This is a genomic window from Bradyrhizobium lablabi, from assembly GCF_018129385.1.
Lineage (GTDB): Bacteria > Pseudomonadota > Alphaproteobacteria > Rhizobiales > Xanthobacteraceae > Bradyrhizobium > Bradyrhizobium lablabi_C.
Window position 1 is genome coordinate 83,763 of sequence record NZ_JAFCLN010000002.1, and the last position, 16,872, is coordinate 100,634.

A 16,872-nucleotide genomic window follows, 5' to 3' on the forward strand; every position below is an offset into this window, starting at 1 on the left:
GATGGCTGATTTCTTCGCAAGCTCTTTCTGGACCGGCTTCCTCTGGCCGCTGATCGTCATGGTCGCGCAGAGCGTGCTGCTGCTCGTCGTGCTCTTGATCGCGATCGCCTACATCCTGCTCGCCGACCGCAAGATCTGGGCGGCGGTGCAGATCCGGCGCGGCCCCAACGTGGTTGGCCCCTGGGGCCTGCTGCAATCCTTCGCGGACCTCCTGAAATTCGTATTGAAGGAGCCGATCATTCCGGCCGGCGCCAACAAGGGCGTGTTCCTGCTGGCGCCGCTGGTGTCCTGTGTGCTGGCGCTTGCCGCCTGGGCCGTGATCCCCGTGGATTTGGGCTGGGTGATCTCCGACATCAACGTCGGCATCCTCTACATTTTCGCGATCTCGTCGCTGTCGATCTACGGCATCATCATGGCCGGCTGGTCGTCGAACTCGAAATACCCGTTCCTGGCCGCGCTCCGCTCGGCAGCGCAGATGGTGTCCTACGAAGTCTCGATCGGCTTTGTGATCATCACCGTGCTGCTCTGCGCGGGCTCCTTGAACCTGTCGGCGGTGGTCGAGGCGCAGAACACAAAGTTCGGACTGCTTGGCTGGTACTGGCTGCCGCTGTTCCCGATGTTCGTGGTGTTCTACGTCTCCGCGCTCGCTGAAACCAACCGGCCGCCGTTCGACCTCGTCGAAGCGGAATCGGAGCTGGTTGCCGGCTTCATGGTGGAATACGGCTCGACGCCGTACCTGCTGTTCATGCTCGGCGAATACGTCGCGATCACCACGATGTGCGCGCTGGCGACGATCATGTTCCTGGGCGGCTGGCTGCCGCCGCTTCCCTATCCGCCCTTCACCTGGGTGCCCGGCATCATCTGGTTCGCGCTAAAACTGTTCTTCATGTTCTTCCTGTTCGCGATGGCGAAGGCGATCGTGCCGCGCTACCGCTACGACCAATTGATGCGGCTCGGCTGGAAGGTGTTCTTGCCGTTGTCGCTGGCGATGGTGGTCGTCGTCGCAGCCGTGCTGCAATTCGCGGGGCTTGCACCGAAATGAGGTCGCTATGAGTGTCAACATCAACGCCACAGCCCGCTCGCTGCTGCTGTCCGAATTCGTTTCGGCGTTCTTCCTCGCCATGCGCTATTTCTTCAAGCCGAAGCCGACGCTGAACTATCCGTTCGAAAAGGGAGCGATCTCGCCGCGCTTCCGCGGCGAGCATGCGCTGCGCCGCTATCCCAACGGCGAGGAGCGCTGCATCGCCTGCAAGCTGTGCGAGGCGATCTGCCCGGCGCAGGCCATCACCATCGAGGCCGGCCCGCGCCGCAACGACGGCACTCGCCGCACCGTGCGCTACGACATCGACATGGTGAAGTGCATCTATTGCGGGCTGTGCCAGGAGGCCTGTCCGGTCGACGCCATCGTCGAGGGACCGAATTTCGAATTCGCGACCGAGACGCGCGAGGAGCTTTATTATGACAAGGCCAGGCTGCTCGCCAATGGCGACCGCTGGGAGCGCGAGATCGCCAAGGCGATCGAACTCGACGCGCCGTACCGGTGAGGTGAGGGCATGATCCTTCCCGCGCTGTTCTTCTATCTCTTTGCCGGCGTCTGCGTGGCGTCGGCGGTCATGGTGATTGTCTCGCGCAATCCCGTGCACTCGGTGCTGTTCCTGATCCTCGCCTTCGTCAACGCCGCGGGGCTCTTCGTGCTGATGGGCGCCGAGTTCCTGGCGATGATCCTGGTCGTGGTCTATGTCGGCGCGGTCGCGGTGCTGTTCCTGTTCGTGATCATGATGCTCGACGTCGACTTCACCGAGCTGCGCGAAGGTTTCATCGAGTACCTGCCGATCGGCCTCGTCATCGGCGGCATTTTTCTGACGGAGTTGCTGCTGATCGGCGGAAGCTGGGTGATCAACCCGAGCGTTTCGAAATCGATCACGGCGGCGATTCCCGCCAATGTCAGCAACACCGAAGCGCTCGGCCTCGTGCTGTACACGAAATACATCCACTACTTCCAGATCGCCGGCATCGTGCTGCTGGTCGCGATGATCGGCGCGATCGTGCTGACGCTGCGCCACAAGGCGAGCGTGAAGCGGCAGGACATCAATGTGCAGAACGCGCGAACGCCGGAACTGGCGATGGCCGTGCGAAAAGTCGCCTCGGGCCAGGGCCTGCAAGACGCGGACGCGGCGGAGTGGGTGAAATGACCATCGGTCTCGGACATTATCTCTCGGTCGCCGCCGTCCTGTTCACGCTCGGGATCCTCGGCATCTTCCTCAACCGCAAGAACATCATCGTCATCCTGATGTCGATCGAGCTGATCCTGCTCGCGGTCAACATCAACCTGGTGGCGTTCTCGACCTTCCTCGGCGACATCGTCGGCCAGGTGTTCGCGCTGCTGGTGCTGACGGTGGCGGCCGCGGAAGCCGCGATCGGCCTTGCCGTGCTTGTCGTGTATTTCCGCAACCGCGGTTCGATCGCGGTTGAAGACGTCAATCTGATGAAGGGCTAAGGGCAGGGGCATGTATCAGGCAATCGTATTCCTGCCGCTGCTCGGCGCCATCCTCGCGGGGTTGATCTCGATCTATGGCGCGCATGCGCGCAACCCGAGCGGTGACGAGGTCGAGCATCATCATGACGATCACGCCCACGCGTCCGTCGCTCATGACGACCATGTGCATGACGATCACGGCCATGACGACCACCACGTCTCCGAACCAGCGGCCGCGGGATCGCGCGCGGCCGAGCTGATCACGACCGGATTGCTATTCGTCTCCGCGGCGCTGTCCTGGGTCGCGCTGGTCGATGTCGGCTTCCTGCACCACAGCGCGCGTGTTCCGCTGTTTCCGTGGATCAATTCCGGCGACTTGCAGGTCGCCTGGGCGCTGCGGATCGACGCGCTGACCGCCGTGATGCTGGTGGTGGTCAACACCGTCTCCTCGCTGGTTCACCTCTACTCGATCGGCTACATGGACGAAGACCCGTACCGGCCGCGGTTCTTTGCGTATCTTTCGCTGTTCACCTTCGCGATGCTGATGCTGGTGACGGCTGATAACCTCGTGCAGATGTTCTTCGGCTGGGAGGGCGTGGGCCTTGCAAGCTATCTGCTGATCGGATTCTGGTACCAGAAGCCGTCGGCGAACGCGGCCGCGATCAAGGCCTTCGTCGTCAACCGCGTCGGCGATTTCGGCTTCCTGCTCGGCATCTTCTCGATCTTCATGCTGGTCGGCTCGGTCGACTTCGAGACCATCTTTGGTGCAGCGCCCGGCCTGACCGGCAAGACCATCAACTTCTTCGGCTGGCACGCCGATGCGCTGACGCTGACCTGCATCCTGCTGTTCATGGGCGCGATGGGCAAATCGGCCCAGTTCCTGCTGCACACCTGGTTGCCGGACGCGATGGAAGGCCCGACGCCGGTCTCCGCGCTGATCCATGCCGCGACGATGGTGACCGCCGGCGTGTTCATGGTGGCGCGGCTGTCGCCGCTGTTCGAGCTGGCGCCGAACGCGCAGGCCGTCGTGATGTTCTTCGGCGCCACCACCGCGTTCTTTGCCGCCACCATTGGCCTCGTGCAGAACGACATCAAGCGCATCGTCGCCTATTCGACCTGTTCGCAGCTCGGCTACATGTTCGTGGCGATGGGAGCGGGGGCCTATTCGGTCGGCATGTTCCACCTGTTCACCCACGCCTTCTTCAAGGCGCTGTTGTTCCTCGGCTCCGGCTCGGTGATCTATGCGATGCACCACGAGCAGGACATCCGCAACATGGGCGGCCTGTGGCGAAAAATACCCTTCACATTCTTCGTCATGTGCGTTGGCACGTTGGCGCTGACCGGGTTTCCGTTCTTCGCGGGCTACTTCTCCAAGGATGCGATCATCGAGTCCGCCTATGCCGCGCATAATCCGTTCGCAACCTACGCCTACATCCTGACGGTTGTCGCGGCGTTGCTGACGTCGTTCTATTCCTGGCGTCTGATCTTCAAGACGTTCTTTGGCGAGCCGCATGATATCGAGCACTACGAGGCTGCGCATGAGAGCCCGCTCTGGATGCTGATCCCGATTGGCGTCCTCGCCGCCGGCTCCATCCTCTCCGGCTTCCCGTTCAAGGAAGTGTTTGCGGGTCACGGCGTGGAAGAATTCTTCGGCAGTTCGATAAAGATGCATCCGCATATCATCGAGGAAATGCATCACATTCCGGGATGGCTGGCCCATCTGCCAACCGTCATGATGCTTATCGGCCTCTATGTGGCCTACCTGTTCTACATCCGGCGGCCTTACCTGCCCGACGAACTCGCCGCTCAGCAGCCGATGCTGTACCAGTTCCTGCTCAACAAATGGTATTTTGACGAGCTGTACGAGCTGATCTTCGTCCGTCCCGCGAAGTGGATCGGATACCAGCTCTGGAAAAAGGGCGACGGCTACATCATCGACGGCTTCGGCCCCGACGGCGTGTCGGCCCGCGTGCTCGACGTCACCCGCAACGTCGTAAAAATCCAGACCGGCTACCTCTATCACTACGCATTCGCGATGCTGATCGGGGTCGCCGGACTCATCACCTGGTTCATGTTCGGCTACGGAGGCCGGTAATGATCACCTGGCCCATCCTTTCCGTCGTCACCTTCCTGCCGGTTATCGGCGCGCTGGTGATCTATCTCAACCGCGGCGAAGATGAAGCCGCGCGGCGCAATTCGCGCTGGATCGCGCTGTGGACCACGCTCGTCACCTTCGCGATCTCGCTGATCCTGGTCTGGCGCTTCGATCCGTCGAGCGCGGATTTCCAGTTCGTTGAAAAAACGTCGTGGCTCGCGACCGGCATCACCTACCATATGGGCGTCGACGGCATCTCGCTGCCGTTCGTGATCCTGACCACCGCCTTGATGCCGTTCTGCATCATCGCGAGCTGGAGGTCGGTGACCAGCCGCGTGCGCGAATACATGATGGCGTTCCTGCTGCTGGAAACGCTGCTGGTCGGCACCTTCTCGGCGCTCGACCTCGTGTTGTTCTATCTGTTCTTCGAGGGTGGCCTGATCCCGATGTTCCTGATCATCGGCATCTGGGGCGGCCCGCGCCGGGTCTATGCCTCTTTCAAGTTCTTCCTCTACACGTTGCTGGGCTCGGTCCTGATGCTGCTCGCCATCATGGCGCTGTACTGGAACGCCGGCACGACCGACATCCCGACGCTGATGCACACCGCCGTGCCGCGCGGCCTGCAGACCTGGGCGTGGCTGGCGTTCTTCGCCTCCTTCGCGGTGAAGATGCCGATGTGGCCGGTGCACACCTGGCTCCCCGACGCGCATGTCGAAGCGCCGACCGCGGGCTCGGTGGTGCTGGCCGCGATCCTGCTGAAGTTGGGGGGCTACGGTTTTCTGCGTTTCTCCCTGCCGATGTTCCCGCTGGCATCGCATGACTTCGCGCCGCTGATCTTCTCGCTCTCCGTCATCGCCATCATCTACACCTCGCTGGTGGCGCTGATGCAGGACGACATCAAGAAGCTGATCGCGTATTCCTCGGTGGCCCATATGGGCTTCGTCACCATGGGCATCTTCGCCGGCACCATGCAGGGCGTCGCCGGCGGCGTGTTCCAGATGGTCTCGCACGGTATCGTCTCCGGCGCGCTGTTCCTCTGCGTCGGCATCGTCTACGACCGCATGCATACCCGCGAGATCGCGGCCTATGGCGGCCTCGTAAACCGCATGCCGCTCTATGCGCTCGTGTTCATGGTGTTCACCATGGCCAATGTCGGATTGCCCGGCACCAGCGGCTTCGTCGGCGAATTCATGACGCTGCTCGGCACCTACAAGGTCTCTCTGCCGACCGCGGTCATTGCCACGCTGGGCGTGATCCTGTCGGCCGCCTATGCGCTGTGGCTCTACCGCAAGGTGGTGTTTGGCGCACTGACCAAGCCGTCGCTGGCCAGCATCAAGGATCTCACGTTCCGCGAATGCCTGACGCTGTTCCCGCTGGTGGCGCTGACCATCCTGTTCGGCGTCTATCCGAAGCCGGTGCTCGACATGTCGGCGGCCTCGGTTCAGCAGCTCGTCAACAACTACAACACCGCCGTGACTGCCGTGAAGGCAGCCGCGCTTCTTCAGTAAGGCCTCGACCATGAGCTTCCAGAGCGCAGGATATCCGTTGCTGCCGGTGCTGCCGGAGCTGGTGCTCGCGGTCGGCGCCATGCTGCTGCTGATGCTAGGAGCCTATCGCGGGCAGGGCACGACGCGCCTGATCACGACGCTTGCGGTCGTGCTCCTTGCCGTCACCGGCGTGCTGGTACTGTCGCTGCCGGCCGGCAAGCACGTCACCTTCGGCGGCAGCTTCATCGTCGATGATTTTGCCCGGTTCCTGAAGGTCCTCGCGCTGATCGGCTCGGCCGCCACCTTGATCCTGTCATCGGAATTCTTGTCCGATCCGTCGCGCCGGATCTTCGAGTTTTCCATCCTGGTGCTGCTCTCGACGCTCGGCATGATGGTGCTGATCTCGGCCGGCGACCTCATCATGCTCTATCTCGGGCTGGAGCTGATGAGCCTGGCGCTCTACGTCGTCGCCGCCTCTAACCGCGACAACGCCAAATCGACCGAAGCCGGGCTGAAGTACTTCGTACTGGGCGCATTGTCCTCGGGCATGCTGCTGTACGGCGCTTCGCTGATCTATGGCTTTACCGGCACCGTCGCCTTTACCGGTATTGCGGCGGCGGCCAAGACCGGTGACGTCGGCGTGGTGTTCGGGATCGTGTTCCTGCTCGCCGGCCTCTGCTTCAAGGTCTCCGCCGTGCCGTTCCATATGTGGACGCCCGACGTCTATGAGGGGGCGCCGACGCCGGTCACCGCGTTCTTCGCGTCTGCGCCCAAGGTCGCCGCGCTCGCCGTGTTCACCCGCGTGACGCTGACGGCGTTTCCGGGCATCGTGCCGCAATGGCAGCAGATCGTCGTATTCGTCTCCATCGCCTCGATGGCGCTGGGATCGTTCGCTGCGATCGGCCAGAAGAACATCAAGCGGCTGATGGCCTATTCGTCGATCGGCCATATGGGTTTTGCGCTGGTCGGTCTTGCCTCCGGCACGGTCGAGGGCGCGCAGGGCGTGTTGATCTACATTGCGATCTATGTGGCGATGACGCTCGGCTCGTTCGCCATCATCCTCGCCATGAAGCGCAACGGCCAGGCGGTCGAGAACATCAGCGATTTTGCCGGGCTCTCGCGCACCAATCCGCTGCTGGCGTTCTTCTTCGCCATGCTGCTGTTCTCGCTGGCCGGCATTCCGCCGCTCGCGGGCTTCTTCGCCAAATGGTACGTGTTCGTCGCCGCCATCAAGGCGGGCCTGTTCACGCTTGCGGTGATCGGCGTGCTCACCAGCGTCGTGGGCGCGTTCTATTACCTGTCGATCATCAAGGTGATGTACTTCGACGAGCCGTTGCCCAAGCTCGATCCGATGCGTGTCGAGCTGCGCACGGTGCTGGCCGTGGCCGGGCTCTTCAACATCTTCTTCTTCGTCTATCCGGGACCGCTGGTCAGCGTCGCTACGGCAGCGGCGAAGTCGCTTTTCTAGGGCATGATCCCGAAAAGTGGAGCCCGGTTTTCGGAAAAAGATCATGCCCAAAATAAACATCAAGGCCCAGCCGGATTTGGCTAGGCCGGATCAGCCCTGAGATGACCCTCACGCTCGGTCCACGAGCCTCCGCGGCGGGCTATAAGCTCGCCGCCTTCGACCAGATCGGCTCCACCAATGTGGAGGCCATGCTCCGTGCCCGCGAAGGCGAGCGCGGGCCAAAATGGTTCGTCACGACAGAGCAAACGGCTGGCCGCGGGCGGCGGCAGCGGGTCTGGGTCGCACCGCGCGGCAATCTTGCCAGCAGCATTCTCGAGGTGATGGACGTCCCGCCGGCTGTCGCCGCGACGTTGGGCTTTGCGGCCGGGCTGGCGCTGGAAAGTGCTTTGCAGAAGGTCAGCCTTGAAGCCCGGCTGCGAGCAGCCGGCTCCGATCAGCTCGAATTCCGCCTGAAATGGCCCAATGACGTCCTGGCAGGCCGGCAGAAGCTGTCGGGCATCCTGCTGGAAGCCGAGGCGCTCCCTGGCGGCCTCGCCGTCGTGGTCGGCATCGGCACCAACGTGGTGGCCGCACCGGAGGGCACGCCGACGCCGGCAACCTCGCTGCATGCGCTCGGCATCCAGATCGGGGCCGAGGAGCTGTTTGCGGCGCTGTCGGACGCCTGGGTCGAATTCCGCGGCATCTGGGACAACGGCCGGGGTTTTGGCAAAATCCGCTCCCTGTGGCTCGAGCGCGCCGCCGGGCTTGGCGAGAGGGTTGCCATTCAGAGCGGGAACACCATCATCGAAGGTACGTTCGATACCATCGACGAAACGGGCTGTCTGATCATCCGCACAGCCGAGGGCAGGCGTATGCCGGTTGCGGCCGGAGAGGTGTACTTCGGCTCGGCGGCGTCGGTGGGGGCGGCGTGATGGCACGGCCGGATGAATTGACCTTTGCGCCGCTGGGCGGTGTCGGCGAGATCGGCATGAACCTGTCGATCTACGGCCTCGGCAACCGCCACCAGCGCGCCTGGCTCGCGGTCGATCTCGGCGTCTCCTTCGGCGACGAGGAGCATCTGCCGGGCATCGACCTGATCATGCCGGACGTCGGCTTCCTGGAGAAACAGCGTGACAACCTGATGGGACTGGTGCTGACGCACGCCCATGAGGACCATTTTGGCGCCATCATCGATCTCTGGCCGAAGCTGAAATGCCCGATCTATGCGACCCAATTCAGCGCGGCGCTGTTTGAGGCCAAATGTGCCGCGGAGCGCAATCCGCCAAAGATTCCGGTCACCGTGGTGCCGTCGGGCGGACGGATTGATGTCGGGCCATTCACCGTCGAGTTCATTCCGGTCGCGCACTCCATTCCGGAATCGCACGCGCTGGCGATCCACACGGCAGTCGGCACGGTGCTGCACACCGGCGACTGGAAGATCGATCCGACGCCGATTATCGGCCTGCCGACCGACGAGCGGCGGCTGCGCGAACTCGGCGATGCCGGCGTGCTGGCGCTGGTAGGCGATTCCACCAATGCGGTGCGCGACGGCCGTTCTCCCTCGGAAACCGAGGTCGCCACCACCATCACCAAGCTCGTGAAAGCCGCCAAGGGCCGGGTCGCAGTCACCACCTTCGCCTCCAATGTTGCGCGGCTGAAGGCGGTGGCGGACGCGGCGAAGGCCGCCAACCGTGAGGTCGTCGTGGTGGGCCGCGCCATGGAGCGCGTGGTGCAGGTGGCGCGCGAATGCGGCTATCTCGACGGCGTGCAGAATTTCCGCGGCGCCGATCTCTACGGCCATTTCCCGCCAGATAAAGTGCTGGCGCTCTGCACCGGCAGCCAGGGCGAGCCGCGCGCTGCGCTGGCGCGCATCGCCAACGACGACCATCCCGAGGTGACCCTGAACAAGGGCGACTGCGTGATCTTCTCCTCGCGCACCATTCCCGGCAACGAGAAGGCGGTCGGCGCCATCGTCAACGGGCTGGTCGCGCAGGGCGTCGAGGTCATCACCGACCGCACCGATCTGGTCCATGTCTCCGGCCATCCGCGACGCGACGAGCTGCGCGACATGATTTCATGGGTGCGGCCGCAACTCCTGATCCCGGTCCATGGCGAAGCCCTGCATCTGTCCGAACACGCCAAACTCGCCCGCGCGGCCGGTGTGCCGAAGGTCCTGACCTGCCGCAACGGCGATCTCGTCAAGCTCGGCCCCGGCGATCCCGGCATCATCGACGAGCTGCCGGCCGGCCGCCTCTACAAGGACGGCACTATCCTGGAGGACGCCAAATCGCGCGCGGTGGTGGAGCGGCGGCGGATGGGCTTTGCCGGCTGCGCTTTTGTCGCCATAGCCATGACGGAAAAAGGGGAGCTCGCCGACGATCCCGAGGTTGATCTCGTCGGCATCCCCGAGAAGAATGTGGCTGGCGAATTGTTCGACGACATCGTGTTCGACGCCGTCGTGTCGACCGTCGAAAGCCTGCCGCGCGCCCGGCGGCGCGATCCGGATGCGTTGGCGGAATCGGTGCGGCGCGCCGTGCGCGGGACCATCAACGAGCATTGGGGCAAGAAGCCGCTTTGCCTCGTTCACGTGCTCGAAGTCTGATGGAGCATGATCCGGAAAAGTGGATACCGGTTTTCCGATAAGATCATGCTCAAATAAATTGGAGAGCTACCATGCTAGGCCGGCTCAATCATGTGGCGATCGCGGTCAAGGACGCCGAGAAAGCCGCAAGGATCTATGGCAAGGCATTCAACGCCGACATCTCGGAAGCCGTGCCGCTGCCTGAGCACGGCGTCATCACGGTGTTCGTGACGCTGCCCAACACCAAGATCGAGTTCATCCAGCCGCTGGGCGAGGCCTCGCCGATCGCAAAATTCGTCGAGCGCAATGCGGACGGCGGCATCCACCATGTTTGCTACGACGTGCCCGACATCATGGCGGCGCGTGACCGCATGATCGCGGAGGGCGCGCGCGTGCTCGGCGACGGCCAGCCGAAGATCGGAGCGCACGGCAAGCCGGTGCTGTTCTTCCACCCCAAGGATTTTTCCGGCGCGCTCGTCGAGATAGAGCAAGCGTAAAGATGGCCTACACGATCTCGACCTCGCTCGCGATCTACTTCGTCCTGTGGTGGGTCGTGCTGTTCCTGACGCTGCCGTTCGGCGTGCGCAGCCAGCACGAAGACGGCGAGGGCGCGCCCGGCACCGATCCCGGCGCGCCGATCATGGCCCGGATGGGCCGCAAGCTGCTCTGGACGACACTGATCTCGGCGGTCATTTTCGGCGTCGGCATGTGGGCCTATCAGGCCGGCTATCTCTCGATCGAACGGCTGTCGAAGCTGATGGGAATGCCGTTCTAGGCCGTCTCCTCATCAATCCGAGAATTGTCCGCTTCCTGGGTTAGGGCAGACATGGCTTTCGCCGGCCGCGAATGTCTGCAAATGACCAATCTCGGACATAGCGTCGCAGCGATTGAGCTTGTTGCTCGGATGCAAAATGTTAGCCTTCAGGCATTGCACAGCGCGGAGGTCCTTGCGGAGCGCAAATGCATCGACGGCGCGAGTTCATAACGTTTCTTGCCGGCACGGCGGTGGCGTGGCCGCTCGCGGTGTTCGCCCAACAGCGAACTGCGCCCGTAGTAGGCTTCCTAGGGACTGGTCTCGATGCGCGTCGGCATTGGCTGGCGGCGTTCCGTGCGGGCTTAGGCGGCGAAGGCTTCGTGGATGGGCAGAACGTGAGGCTGGAGTACCGCTCAGCCGATGGCGGAGCAGAGGAATGGCCGCAACTTGCAGATGATCTAGTGCGGCGTGAGGCCGCCGTCATTGCCGCCTCGGGGCCAACTGCGGCGCTTGCTGCGAAGCGCGCAACGTCGACCATTCCTATTGTGTTCCTGAGCGGTGCTGATCCCGTCCACATGGGCCTAGTATCAAGCTTCCACCGACCAAATGGAAACATCACCGGTTTCTATTTCCCTGTCACCGAGCTGCCAGCAAAACGGTTGGCACTGCTGCATGAGCTGTTGCCTGTTGCCAAGCGTATCGCCGTGCTCGTCAATCCCGCCGTTGCGGCAACAGCTGAACCAACGGTGCGGGGCGTGGTGGTCGCCGGACACGCGCTCAGCCTGGACGTCGAAATCTTCAACGCAACCACTAGCACGGAGATCGATGCGGCCTTCGCTGCCTTGTCGAAGTGGCGACCCGACGCACTGCTCGTCGGCTCCGACCCGTTCTTTATTACCGCGCGGGCGCAGCTTGTAGCATTGGCAGCGCGCCACGCGTTCCCTGCGATCTACTTCCAGCGAGATTACGTCGAAGCCGGTGGACTGATGAGCTACGGTCCCGATTACGCCGACTCCTATCGTCAGGCCGGCGTCTATGTCGGCCGTATTTTAAAAGGCACGAAGCCGGTGGAATTGCCGGTCCAGCAGTCGACGAAGGTTGAGCTGGTGATCAACCTCAAGACCGCGAAAGCGCTCGCCCTCGAGGTGCCCCCCAACCTGCTCGCCCGCGCCGACGAGGCAATCGAATAAGAGATGCTGTTTGCTGCGGTGCATGAGTCAGGACTTGGCCCTTAGCGGGACGTCGAACCAGCTTCGGGCGATGTCTGCTTTTGACCCCTCAGCAGAAGTCACGTTCATCTCATGAAGGGTTCGGTGCGGCCGCCGCGGGTTTCGGCCGAGCCATGCTCCGATCGATGTCATAATCAGCAAAGCGCCGAGAACGACGAAGAAAACAATCGGATTGAACGCATTCGTCGGCTGTCTAATCAACCACCGACAGGCGATGAATGCACTTATCGCGCTGACCGAAAAGCAGATTAAGAAGCTCCGATCGCGACGCTTCACAAACAGTCCGATTGATAGACCCATAACTAGACCCGGAACGGTCGCGGCCAAAAGTGCGCCAACGCCGAACGCTAGAAGAATGATGACTACACCAGCATCCGTCATAGGGGTCGCCTCAATCGGAAAAGCGAGATCATTGGTAGTCGTTGGGAAGCACCTACAGGTTGATTCATATCAACTACTAACTCTTGGTAAAAGAGCGTGTTCGTCTGCTTCTGACGGCCTATTGCGGACTTCAGTGCAACGCGCACTTCGCCAGAGGCTCCCGCTAAGAAAATTCTAACATGGGCGGCCTTAATTTGGCCCGCGGGGAACATGTAGCGTGCCCCCGGGGAACCAGCCGCGGAGTCGGGGCAATGAAAGCCTTGCAGGTCGCCTGCATTATGGGTGCCATAGCATCCACGGGGATTTATCTGGCTGCCGGAAACAGGCCGGTCGCGGCCGTGCCGGACCCAATCGCGGAAGCGGCCGTGAGCTCCGTGGCGCCCAGTGCGCCCACACCCTCCGCCGTTGTGTCGGAGGCATCCGCCGCATCCGTCACAGCGCTTGCAGAAGACGGCTCGGTGACTTCAGCGCTGTCCGGACCGCTGACGGCCCGAGCCGAAATCGCCGACCATTCGATCGGGATGAAATTGGCGGCCGTGAGCCACCATGATGTCGTCCTGCCGGTGCCGGCAACGCGCGATGCGTCCGACGATGCCTCCAAAGATGCTTCCAGGGCAGCGCCGGTGACGCAGGATTTCCAGTATCTCATCTATTACGTCTGGTCCGAACTGCCGCCTGCCGAGAAGCCGGCGGAGATCGTCTTGCGGTCACTCAAGGACATCCCGGTCGGAACGCCGGTCGAGGAGATCAAGCGCGCTTCCGACGCGTTCGGTCTGGATTTCCATTTCATGAAAGCGGTTGCCAAGATCGAGTCTGGTTTCGACCCCAATCAACGCACCGGTTCGTATATCGGCCTGTTCCAGTTGAGTGAATACGAGTTCGGCAAGTTCGGCTCCGGGCAGATTCGCAGTCCGCGCGACAACGCCGTTGCGGCGGCCTACAAGGTCATCACCGAAGGCATTCTGTTCGAGTGGGTGACGCACCGGAAGCCCACCTTGAGCGATCTCTATTTGATCCATCAACAAGGCTGGGAAGGCGCCGCCGAGCACATCAGCAAACCGGATCGTATCGCCTGGAAATCCATGTGCGCCACCAGCGAAGGCAGGGAGAAAGGCGAAAAGTGGTGCAAACGCGCGATCTGGGGCAATACCCTTCCGGCCATCAAGAGCGCGTGGAAATCCGTCGACAAGCTGACATCGGAGGCGTTCGTCGGAATGTGGCGCGCACGAGTTGCTGAGTTCCGTTCGAAGTACATGGCCACCGCCGCGGCCGGAGAGGCGAAGTAGTCTCCATTGAGTGGTTTATGAGTACATGCCTGGCTGCCAGTTGGGAAACGGATTGATGCAAGTAACGCTGCGCGCCCTCGGGCTCACGCTTCTGTTGTCGGCCTCCATGGGCTCAGCCTTCGCGATGGATCAATCTGCGACGGAAGAAACCAATTGCCTGGCCGCTTGCGATGCCAATTCCGAGAATTGCATGGCGGGGGCTTCGACCCATAAGCCTTTCTCACCCGCCAAACTTTCGTCGCGAGAAACCGGTTCGTCCCTTGGCTTGCGCCGGACCACCAAACTGTCGCAGATTGGTCACGGCGTAGCGTCGGAAGCGAAAGAACGGCAGCGTTAGCTTGCCGAGGGGCAACAATGAATTTTCAAAGAATCATGATCGCTCTGGTGATCCTGCTGATCGCCGGCATTGCCGGATCGTTCTACATGAACTGGAGAACGCTGAGGCTGCTTCAGACGACAAAGGCTTTTGTCGAAGGCGCCGTATTCGCTGATGCGGTGGCGGCCTGCGAGAAGGCGCAGAGCACGACGCCGTTCAAATGGACCGGCGGCAAGCAGACCGCCGTAATCGGCCTGAGCTCGGTCAAGCTCGACAAGGACACGATCATTGCGAGCTACACGCTGGTCGCCGACGGCGTCTTCTGCGACTACGATCCGGTCCAGAAGAAGGCCCATATCGGTTCGAGCTTCCTCGAACGGGACTGACGATCCTGACGCAAAAGCCATGAGGACGGAGCGTCATGAAGACCGAACGCCCGGATCAATATCGAATCCTGCATGAAGCGGCCTTGCGGGAATATCTCGCAGCCCTTCCGGAACTGGCGACGCCGCTCGGTGGCGAGCCCACTTCGTGGACGATTACGGAGGTAGGTGACGGCAATCTCAACCTCGTCTTCATTGTGAAGGGCGCGCGCGGCGGCGTCGCCGTGAAGCAGGCGCTTCCTTATGTTCGTCTGGTTGGCGAAAGCTGGCCGTTGCCGCTCTCGCGGGCGCATTACGAGTATCTGGCGCTCGCGAAACAGGCGCAGTTCGCTCCGGGCCTCGTGCCCGCTTTGCTGCATCACAACGCGGCGCTGGCGCTCAACGTGATGGAGCTGCTCGAGCCGCACCTCATTATGCGCAAGGGGCTGATTGCCGGAATTCAATATCCGCGGTTCGTCCAGGACATCACGACCTTCATGGCGCGGACGCTGTTCTTCACTTCCGATCTCGCGGTATCAGCCGCCGCGAAGAAAGAGGGCGTCGCCGCCTTTGCCGGCAATCACGCGCTTTGCAAGATCACCGAAGACCTGATCTTCACCGATCCCTATCGCGTGGCCGAGCAGAACCGCTGGACCCAGCCCTGGCTCGATGCGACCGCAGCCGCCTTCCGCGAAGACCTCGATCTGCACGTGGCGATCTCGCGGCTGAAACTGAAGTTTCTCAACGCGCCGGAAGCCCTGATCCATGGCGATCTCCATACCGGATCGATCATGGTGACTGACGGCGCGACCGTCGTGATCGATCCCGAGTTCGCGTTCTACGGGCCCATGGGCTTCGACATCGGCGCCGTTATCGCCAATCTCCTGATGGCCTATCTGGCGTCCGCCGGTCACGAGCGCATCCCGGCCGAGCGGCAGGTGTTCGAAGCGTGGGTGCTGGAGACGGTCGAAAACGTCTGGAGCGAGTTCGCCCGCAAGTTCCTGGCGCTGTGGCGGACGCAAGCGGGAGGCGATGCCTATCCGCGGACGCTGTTCGAAGGCGAGGCAGGGGCGGCGCGCTTGGAGGTCGAGAGGCAGGCTTATATGGCCCGGCTGTTCCAGGACACCGTCGGCTTCTCGGCCGCAAAGATCATCCGCCGCATCCTCGGACTCGCCCACAACATCGATTTCGAATTGATCGAGGACCCGAAACGGCGGGCAATCTGCGAGGCGCGCAGCCTGAAGCTTGCGCGGGTCATGATGGTGGAAGCGTCCTCATTTCCCACGATCGGCGCCGTGACAAAGGCGGCGCGGGAGGCGCGCGACTGGCAGCCGGACCCCTAGTAGGTAACAAATTACCTGCAATTCTACTATGCATGGGGTTGTTTTCGACTTTTTGAGTCCGGACCCCGGTTTGCCTGTCAGTCTGCCGCCCGCTCTCGCAACCGCTGCGCATAGACATTGATCACCAGCGCGGCGAGCAGGATCAGGCCGCGGATCAATATCTTCAGGAAGCTGTCGATGTTGACATGGTCGAGCCCGTTGTTGAGGACGCCGAGCACGAACAGGCCGACGATGGTGTTGCCGATGCCGCCGCGGCCGCCGAACAGGCTGGTGCCGCCGACCACGACGGCGGCGATGGAATCCAGCAGATAAGTGTCGAACTCGTTCTGCTGCGCGCTGCCGAAATGCGCGACCCCCAGCATGCCGCCAATGCCGGCGCATACGGCCGAAATCACCATGACGCTGCCCAGTATGAGCTTGACGTTGAGACCCGCATATTCGGCTGCTTCGCGGTTGCCGCCGACCATGTAGACGTAGCGGCCGAAGCGCGTGTAGGTCAGCACGAGATGGCCGCCGAGCAGCATCAGGGCTGCCACGATCACGATCCAGGGAATGCCGCCGATCGATGTCGATCCCAGCGTGGAGACGAGTGGCGGTACCTTGTAGGCGATCTGCCCGCGCACCAATAGCGCCGAGATGCCGGCGGCGATCTGCATCATCGCCAGCGTCATGATGAAGGAGGGGATGCCGATCACCGTCAGTCCGAACGCGTTGACGAGGCCGAGCAGGGCGCAGAGCGCCAGCGCCAGCAGGATCGCGGCCCAGCCGGGCATCGGGACATTGGCGATGTTGACGTAGGATTCCTGCAGCGTGAAATAGGCCACCGCAATGCCGGTGACGTTGGCAATGGCGGCGACCGAGAGGTCGATTTCAGCGCAGAGGATCACGAAGGTGAGGCCGACGGCGATGATGCCGGTCACCGAAACCTGGGTGAGGATGTTGCCGAAATTGTCGAGCGTCGCAAAGGACGGGCTCGCAAAGGCAAAGAAGGCAGTGAGCAGGATCAGCGTCAGGAACGGTGCGATGTTGCGCATTTGCGAGCGCAGGAAGGGGCCGACGCGCCCCGGCCTGTGACCCGCCGCTGGAACCGCTTCACCGCTCGCCATCGTGTTTCT

General features: G+C 62.3%; 18 protein-coding genes. 16 read left to right on the forward strand and 2 right to left on the reverse strand.

Annotated features, from left to right (window positions below; genetic code table 11):
• The first annotated feature begins 1 nt into the window (after position 1).
• From nuoH to JQ628_RS03955, 12 genes are all read left to right on the forward strand, one after another.
• Positions 2-1,042: an NADH-quinone oxidoreductase subunit NuoH gene (nuoH, locus tag JQ628_RS03900; RefSeq protein WP_212219582.1), complete on the forward strand. Its 1,041-nt coding sequence runs from the start codon at positions 2-4 to the stop codon at positions 1,040-1,042.
• Between the two features lie 7 nt (positions 1,043-1,049).
• Positions 1,050-1,544 (forward strand): NADH-quinone oxidoreductase subunit NuoI, encoded by a 495-nt coding sequence (nuoI, locus tag JQ628_RS03905; protein WP_212219585.1) that lies wholly within the window; start codon positions 1,050-1,052, stop codon positions 1,542-1,544.
• Positions 1,545-1,553: 9 nt separating this feature from the next.
• Positions 1,554-2,192 carry an NADH-quinone oxidoreductase subunit J gene (locus JQ628_RS03910; RefSeq protein WP_212219588.1) on the forward strand — a complete coding sequence of 213 codons (639 nt, stop codon included), beginning with the start codon at positions 1,554-1,556 and terminating at the stop codon, positions 2,190-2,192.
• A complete protein-coding gene (nuoK, locus tag JQ628_RS03915; RefSeq protein WP_212219591.1) occupies positions 2,189-2,497 on the forward strand; it encodes an NADH-quinone oxidoreductase subunit NuoK in 309 nt (102 codons plus the stop codon). Before JQ628_RS03910 ends, nuoK begins: the two co-directional genes overlap by 4 nt.
• Before the next feature lie 10 nt (positions 2,498-2,507).
• A complete protein-coding gene (gene nuoL / locus JQ628_RS03920; protein ID WP_212219594.1) occupies positions 2,508-4,571 on the forward strand; it encodes an NADH-quinone oxidoreductase subunit L in 2,064 nt (687 codons plus the stop codon).
• Complete coding sequence (locus tag JQ628_RS03925; protein ID WP_212219598.1) at positions 4,571-6,079, forward strand: NADH-quinone oxidoreductase subunit M; 1,509 nt, start codon at positions 4,571-4,573, stop codon at positions 6,077-6,079. The genes nuoL and JQ628_RS03925 overlap by 1 nt, the downstream gene beginning before the upstream one ends.
• A gap of 10 nt (positions 6,080-6,089) precedes the next feature.
• Entirely contained in the window at positions 6,090-7,526 is a 1,437-nt protein-coding gene (nuoN, locus tag JQ628_RS03930) for an NADH-quinone oxidoreductase subunit NuoN (RefSeq protein WP_212219601.1), read from the forward strand.
• Positions 7,527-7,627: 101 nt separating this feature from the next.
• Positions 7,628-8,437 (forward strand): biotin--[acetyl-CoA-carboxylase] ligase, encoded by an 810-nt coding sequence (locus JQ628_RS03935; RefSeq protein ID WP_212219604.1) that lies wholly within the window; start codon positions 7,628-7,630, stop codon positions 8,435-8,437.
• Entirely contained in the window at positions 8,437-10,107 is a 1,671-nt protein-coding gene (locus JQ628_RS03940; RefSeq protein WP_212219607.1) for a ribonuclease J, read from the forward strand. The genes JQ628_RS03935 and JQ628_RS03940 overlap by 1 nt, the downstream gene beginning before the upstream one ends.
• A 71-nt stretch (positions 10,108-10,178) precedes the next feature.
• Complete coding sequence (mce, locus tag JQ628_RS03945) at positions 10,179-10,583, forward strand: methylmalonyl-CoA epimerase (protein WP_212219610.1); 405 nt, start codon at positions 10,179-10,181, stop codon at positions 10,581-10,583.
• 2 nt (positions 10,584-10,585) lie between these two features.
• A complete protein-coding gene (locus JQ628_RS03950) occupies positions 10,586-10,861 on the forward strand; it encodes a DUF1467 family protein (protein ID WP_212219613.1) in 276 nt (91 codons plus the stop codon).
• A gap of 185 nt (positions 10,862-11,046) precedes the next feature.
• Positions 11,047-12,030: an ABC transporter substrate-binding protein gene (locus tag JQ628_RS03955; RefSeq protein WP_212219616.1), complete on the forward strand. Its 984-nt coding sequence runs from the start codon at positions 11,047-11,049 to the stop codon at positions 12,028-12,030.
• Positions 12,031-12,057: 27 nt separating this feature from the next.
• On the opposite strand, the gene JQ628_RS03960 is transcribed toward JQ628_RS03955, so the two are convergent.
• Positions 12,058-12,450 carry a hypothetical protein gene (locus tag JQ628_RS03960; RefSeq protein ID WP_212219619.1) on the reverse strand — a complete coding sequence of 131 codons (393 nt, stop codon included), beginning with the start codon at positions 12,448-12,450 and terminating at the stop codon, positions 12,058-12,060.
• Positions 12,451-12,701: 251 nt separating this feature from the next.
• On the opposite strand from JQ628_RS03960, the gene JQ628_RS03965 reads away from it, so the two are divergent.
• The 4 genes from JQ628_RS03965 to mtnK are packed head-to-tail and all read left to right on the forward strand — an operon-like array spanning position 12,702 to position 15,757.
• Positions 12,702-13,736 (forward strand): transglycosylase, encoded by a 1,035-nt coding sequence (locus tag JQ628_RS03965; protein WP_212219622.1) that lies wholly within the window; start codon positions 12,702-12,704, stop codon positions 13,734-13,736.
• A 55-nt stretch (positions 13,737-13,791) separates the two neighbouring features.
• A complete protein-coding gene (locus tag JQ628_RS03970; RefSeq protein ID WP_212219625.1) occupies positions 13,792-14,073 on the forward strand; it encodes a hypothetical protein in 282 nt (93 codons plus the stop codon).
• Between the two features lie 17 nt (positions 14,074-14,090).
• Positions 14,091-14,438, forward strand: coding sequence for a hypothetical protein (locus JQ628_RS03975; RefSeq protein WP_212219628.1), 348 nt, complete (start codon positions 14,091-14,093; stop codon positions 14,436-14,438).
• Between the two features lie 35 nt (positions 14,439-14,473).
• On the forward strand, positions 14,474-15,757 hold the full coding sequence (gene mtnK, locus JQ628_RS03980) for an S-methyl-5-thioribose kinase (protein WP_212219631.1): 1,284 nt from the start codon (positions 14,474-14,476) through the stop codon (positions 15,755-15,757).
• Between the two features lie 77 nt (positions 15,758-15,834).
• Here the strand turns inward: mtnK and JQ628_RS03985 are convergent, their stop codons facing one another.
• A complete protein-coding gene (locus JQ628_RS03985; protein WP_212219634.1) occupies positions 15,835-16,863 on the reverse strand; it encodes an ABC transporter permease in 1,029 nt (342 codons plus the stop codon).
• Positions 16,864-16,872: the final 9 nt, after the last annotated feature.

Bases quoted from the DNA above. Each gene is read 5' to 3' on its own strand.
- nuoH (WP_212219582.1), top strand. From the start codon at position 2: ATGGCTGATTTCTTCGCAAGCTCTTTCTGGACCGGCTTCCTCTGGCCG.
- nuoI (WP_212219585.1), top strand. From the start codon at position 1,050: ATGAGTGTCAACATCAACGCCACAGCCCGCTCGCTGCTGCTGTCCGAA.
- JQ628_RS03910 (WP_212219588.1), top strand. From the start codon at position 1,554: ATGATCCTTCCCGCGCTGTTCTTCTATCTCTTTGCCGGCGTCTGCGTG.
- nuoK (WP_212219591.1), top strand. From the start codon at position 2,189: ATGACCATCGGTCTCGGACATTATCTCTCGGTCGCCGCCGTCCTGTTC.
- nuoL (WP_212219594.1), top strand. From the start codon at position 2,508: ATGTATCAGGCAATCGTATTCCTGCCGCTGCTCGGCGCCATCCTCGCG.
- JQ628_RS03925 (WP_212219598.1), top strand. From the start codon at position 4,571: ATGATCACCTGGCCCATCCTTTCCGTCGTCACCTTCCTGCCGGTTATC.
- nuoN (WP_212219601.1), top strand. From the start codon at position 6,090: ATGAGCTTCCAGAGCGCAGGATATCCGTTGCTGCCGGTGCTGCCGGAG.
- JQ628_RS03935 (WP_212219604.1), top strand. From the start codon at position 7,628: ATGACCCTCACGCTCGGTCCACGAGCCTCCGCGGCGGGCTATAAGCTC.
- JQ628_RS03940 (WP_212219607.1), top strand. From the start codon at position 8,437: ATGGCACGGCCGGATGAATTGACCTTTGCGCCGCTGGGCGGTGTCGGC.
- mce (WP_212219610.1), top strand. From the start codon at position 10,179: ATGCTAGGCCGGCTCAATCATGTGGCGATCGCGGTCAAGGACGCCGAG.
- JQ628_RS03950 (WP_212219613.1), top strand. From the start codon at position 10,586: ATGGCCTACACGATCTCGACCTCGCTCGCGATCTACTTCGTCCTGTGG.
- JQ628_RS03955 (WP_212219616.1), top strand. From the start codon at position 11,047: ATGCATCGACGGCGCGAGTTCATAACGTTTCTTGCCGGCACGGCGGTG.
- JQ628_RS03960 (WP_212219619.1), bottom strand. From the start codon at position 12,450: ATGACGGATGCTGGTGTAGTCATCATTCTTCTAGCGTTCGGCGTTGGC.
- JQ628_RS03965 (WP_212219622.1), top strand. From the start codon at position 12,702: ATGAAAGCCTTGCAGGTCGCCTGCATTATGGGTGCCATAGCATCCACG.
- JQ628_RS03970 (WP_212219625.1), top strand. From the start codon at position 13,792: ATGCAAGTAACGCTGCGCGCCCTCGGGCTCACGCTTCTGTTGTCGGCC.
- JQ628_RS03975 (WP_212219628.1), top strand. From the start codon at position 14,091: ATGAATTTTCAAAGAATCATGATCGCTCTGGTGATCCTGCTGATCGCC.
- mtnK (WP_212219631.1), top strand. From the start codon at position 14,474: ATGAAGACCGAACGCCCGGATCAATATCGAATCCTGCATGAAGCGGCC.
- JQ628_RS03985 (WP_212219634.1), bottom strand. From the start codon at position 16,863: ATGGCGAGCGGTGAAGCGGTTCCAGCGGCGGGTCACAGGCCGGGGCGC.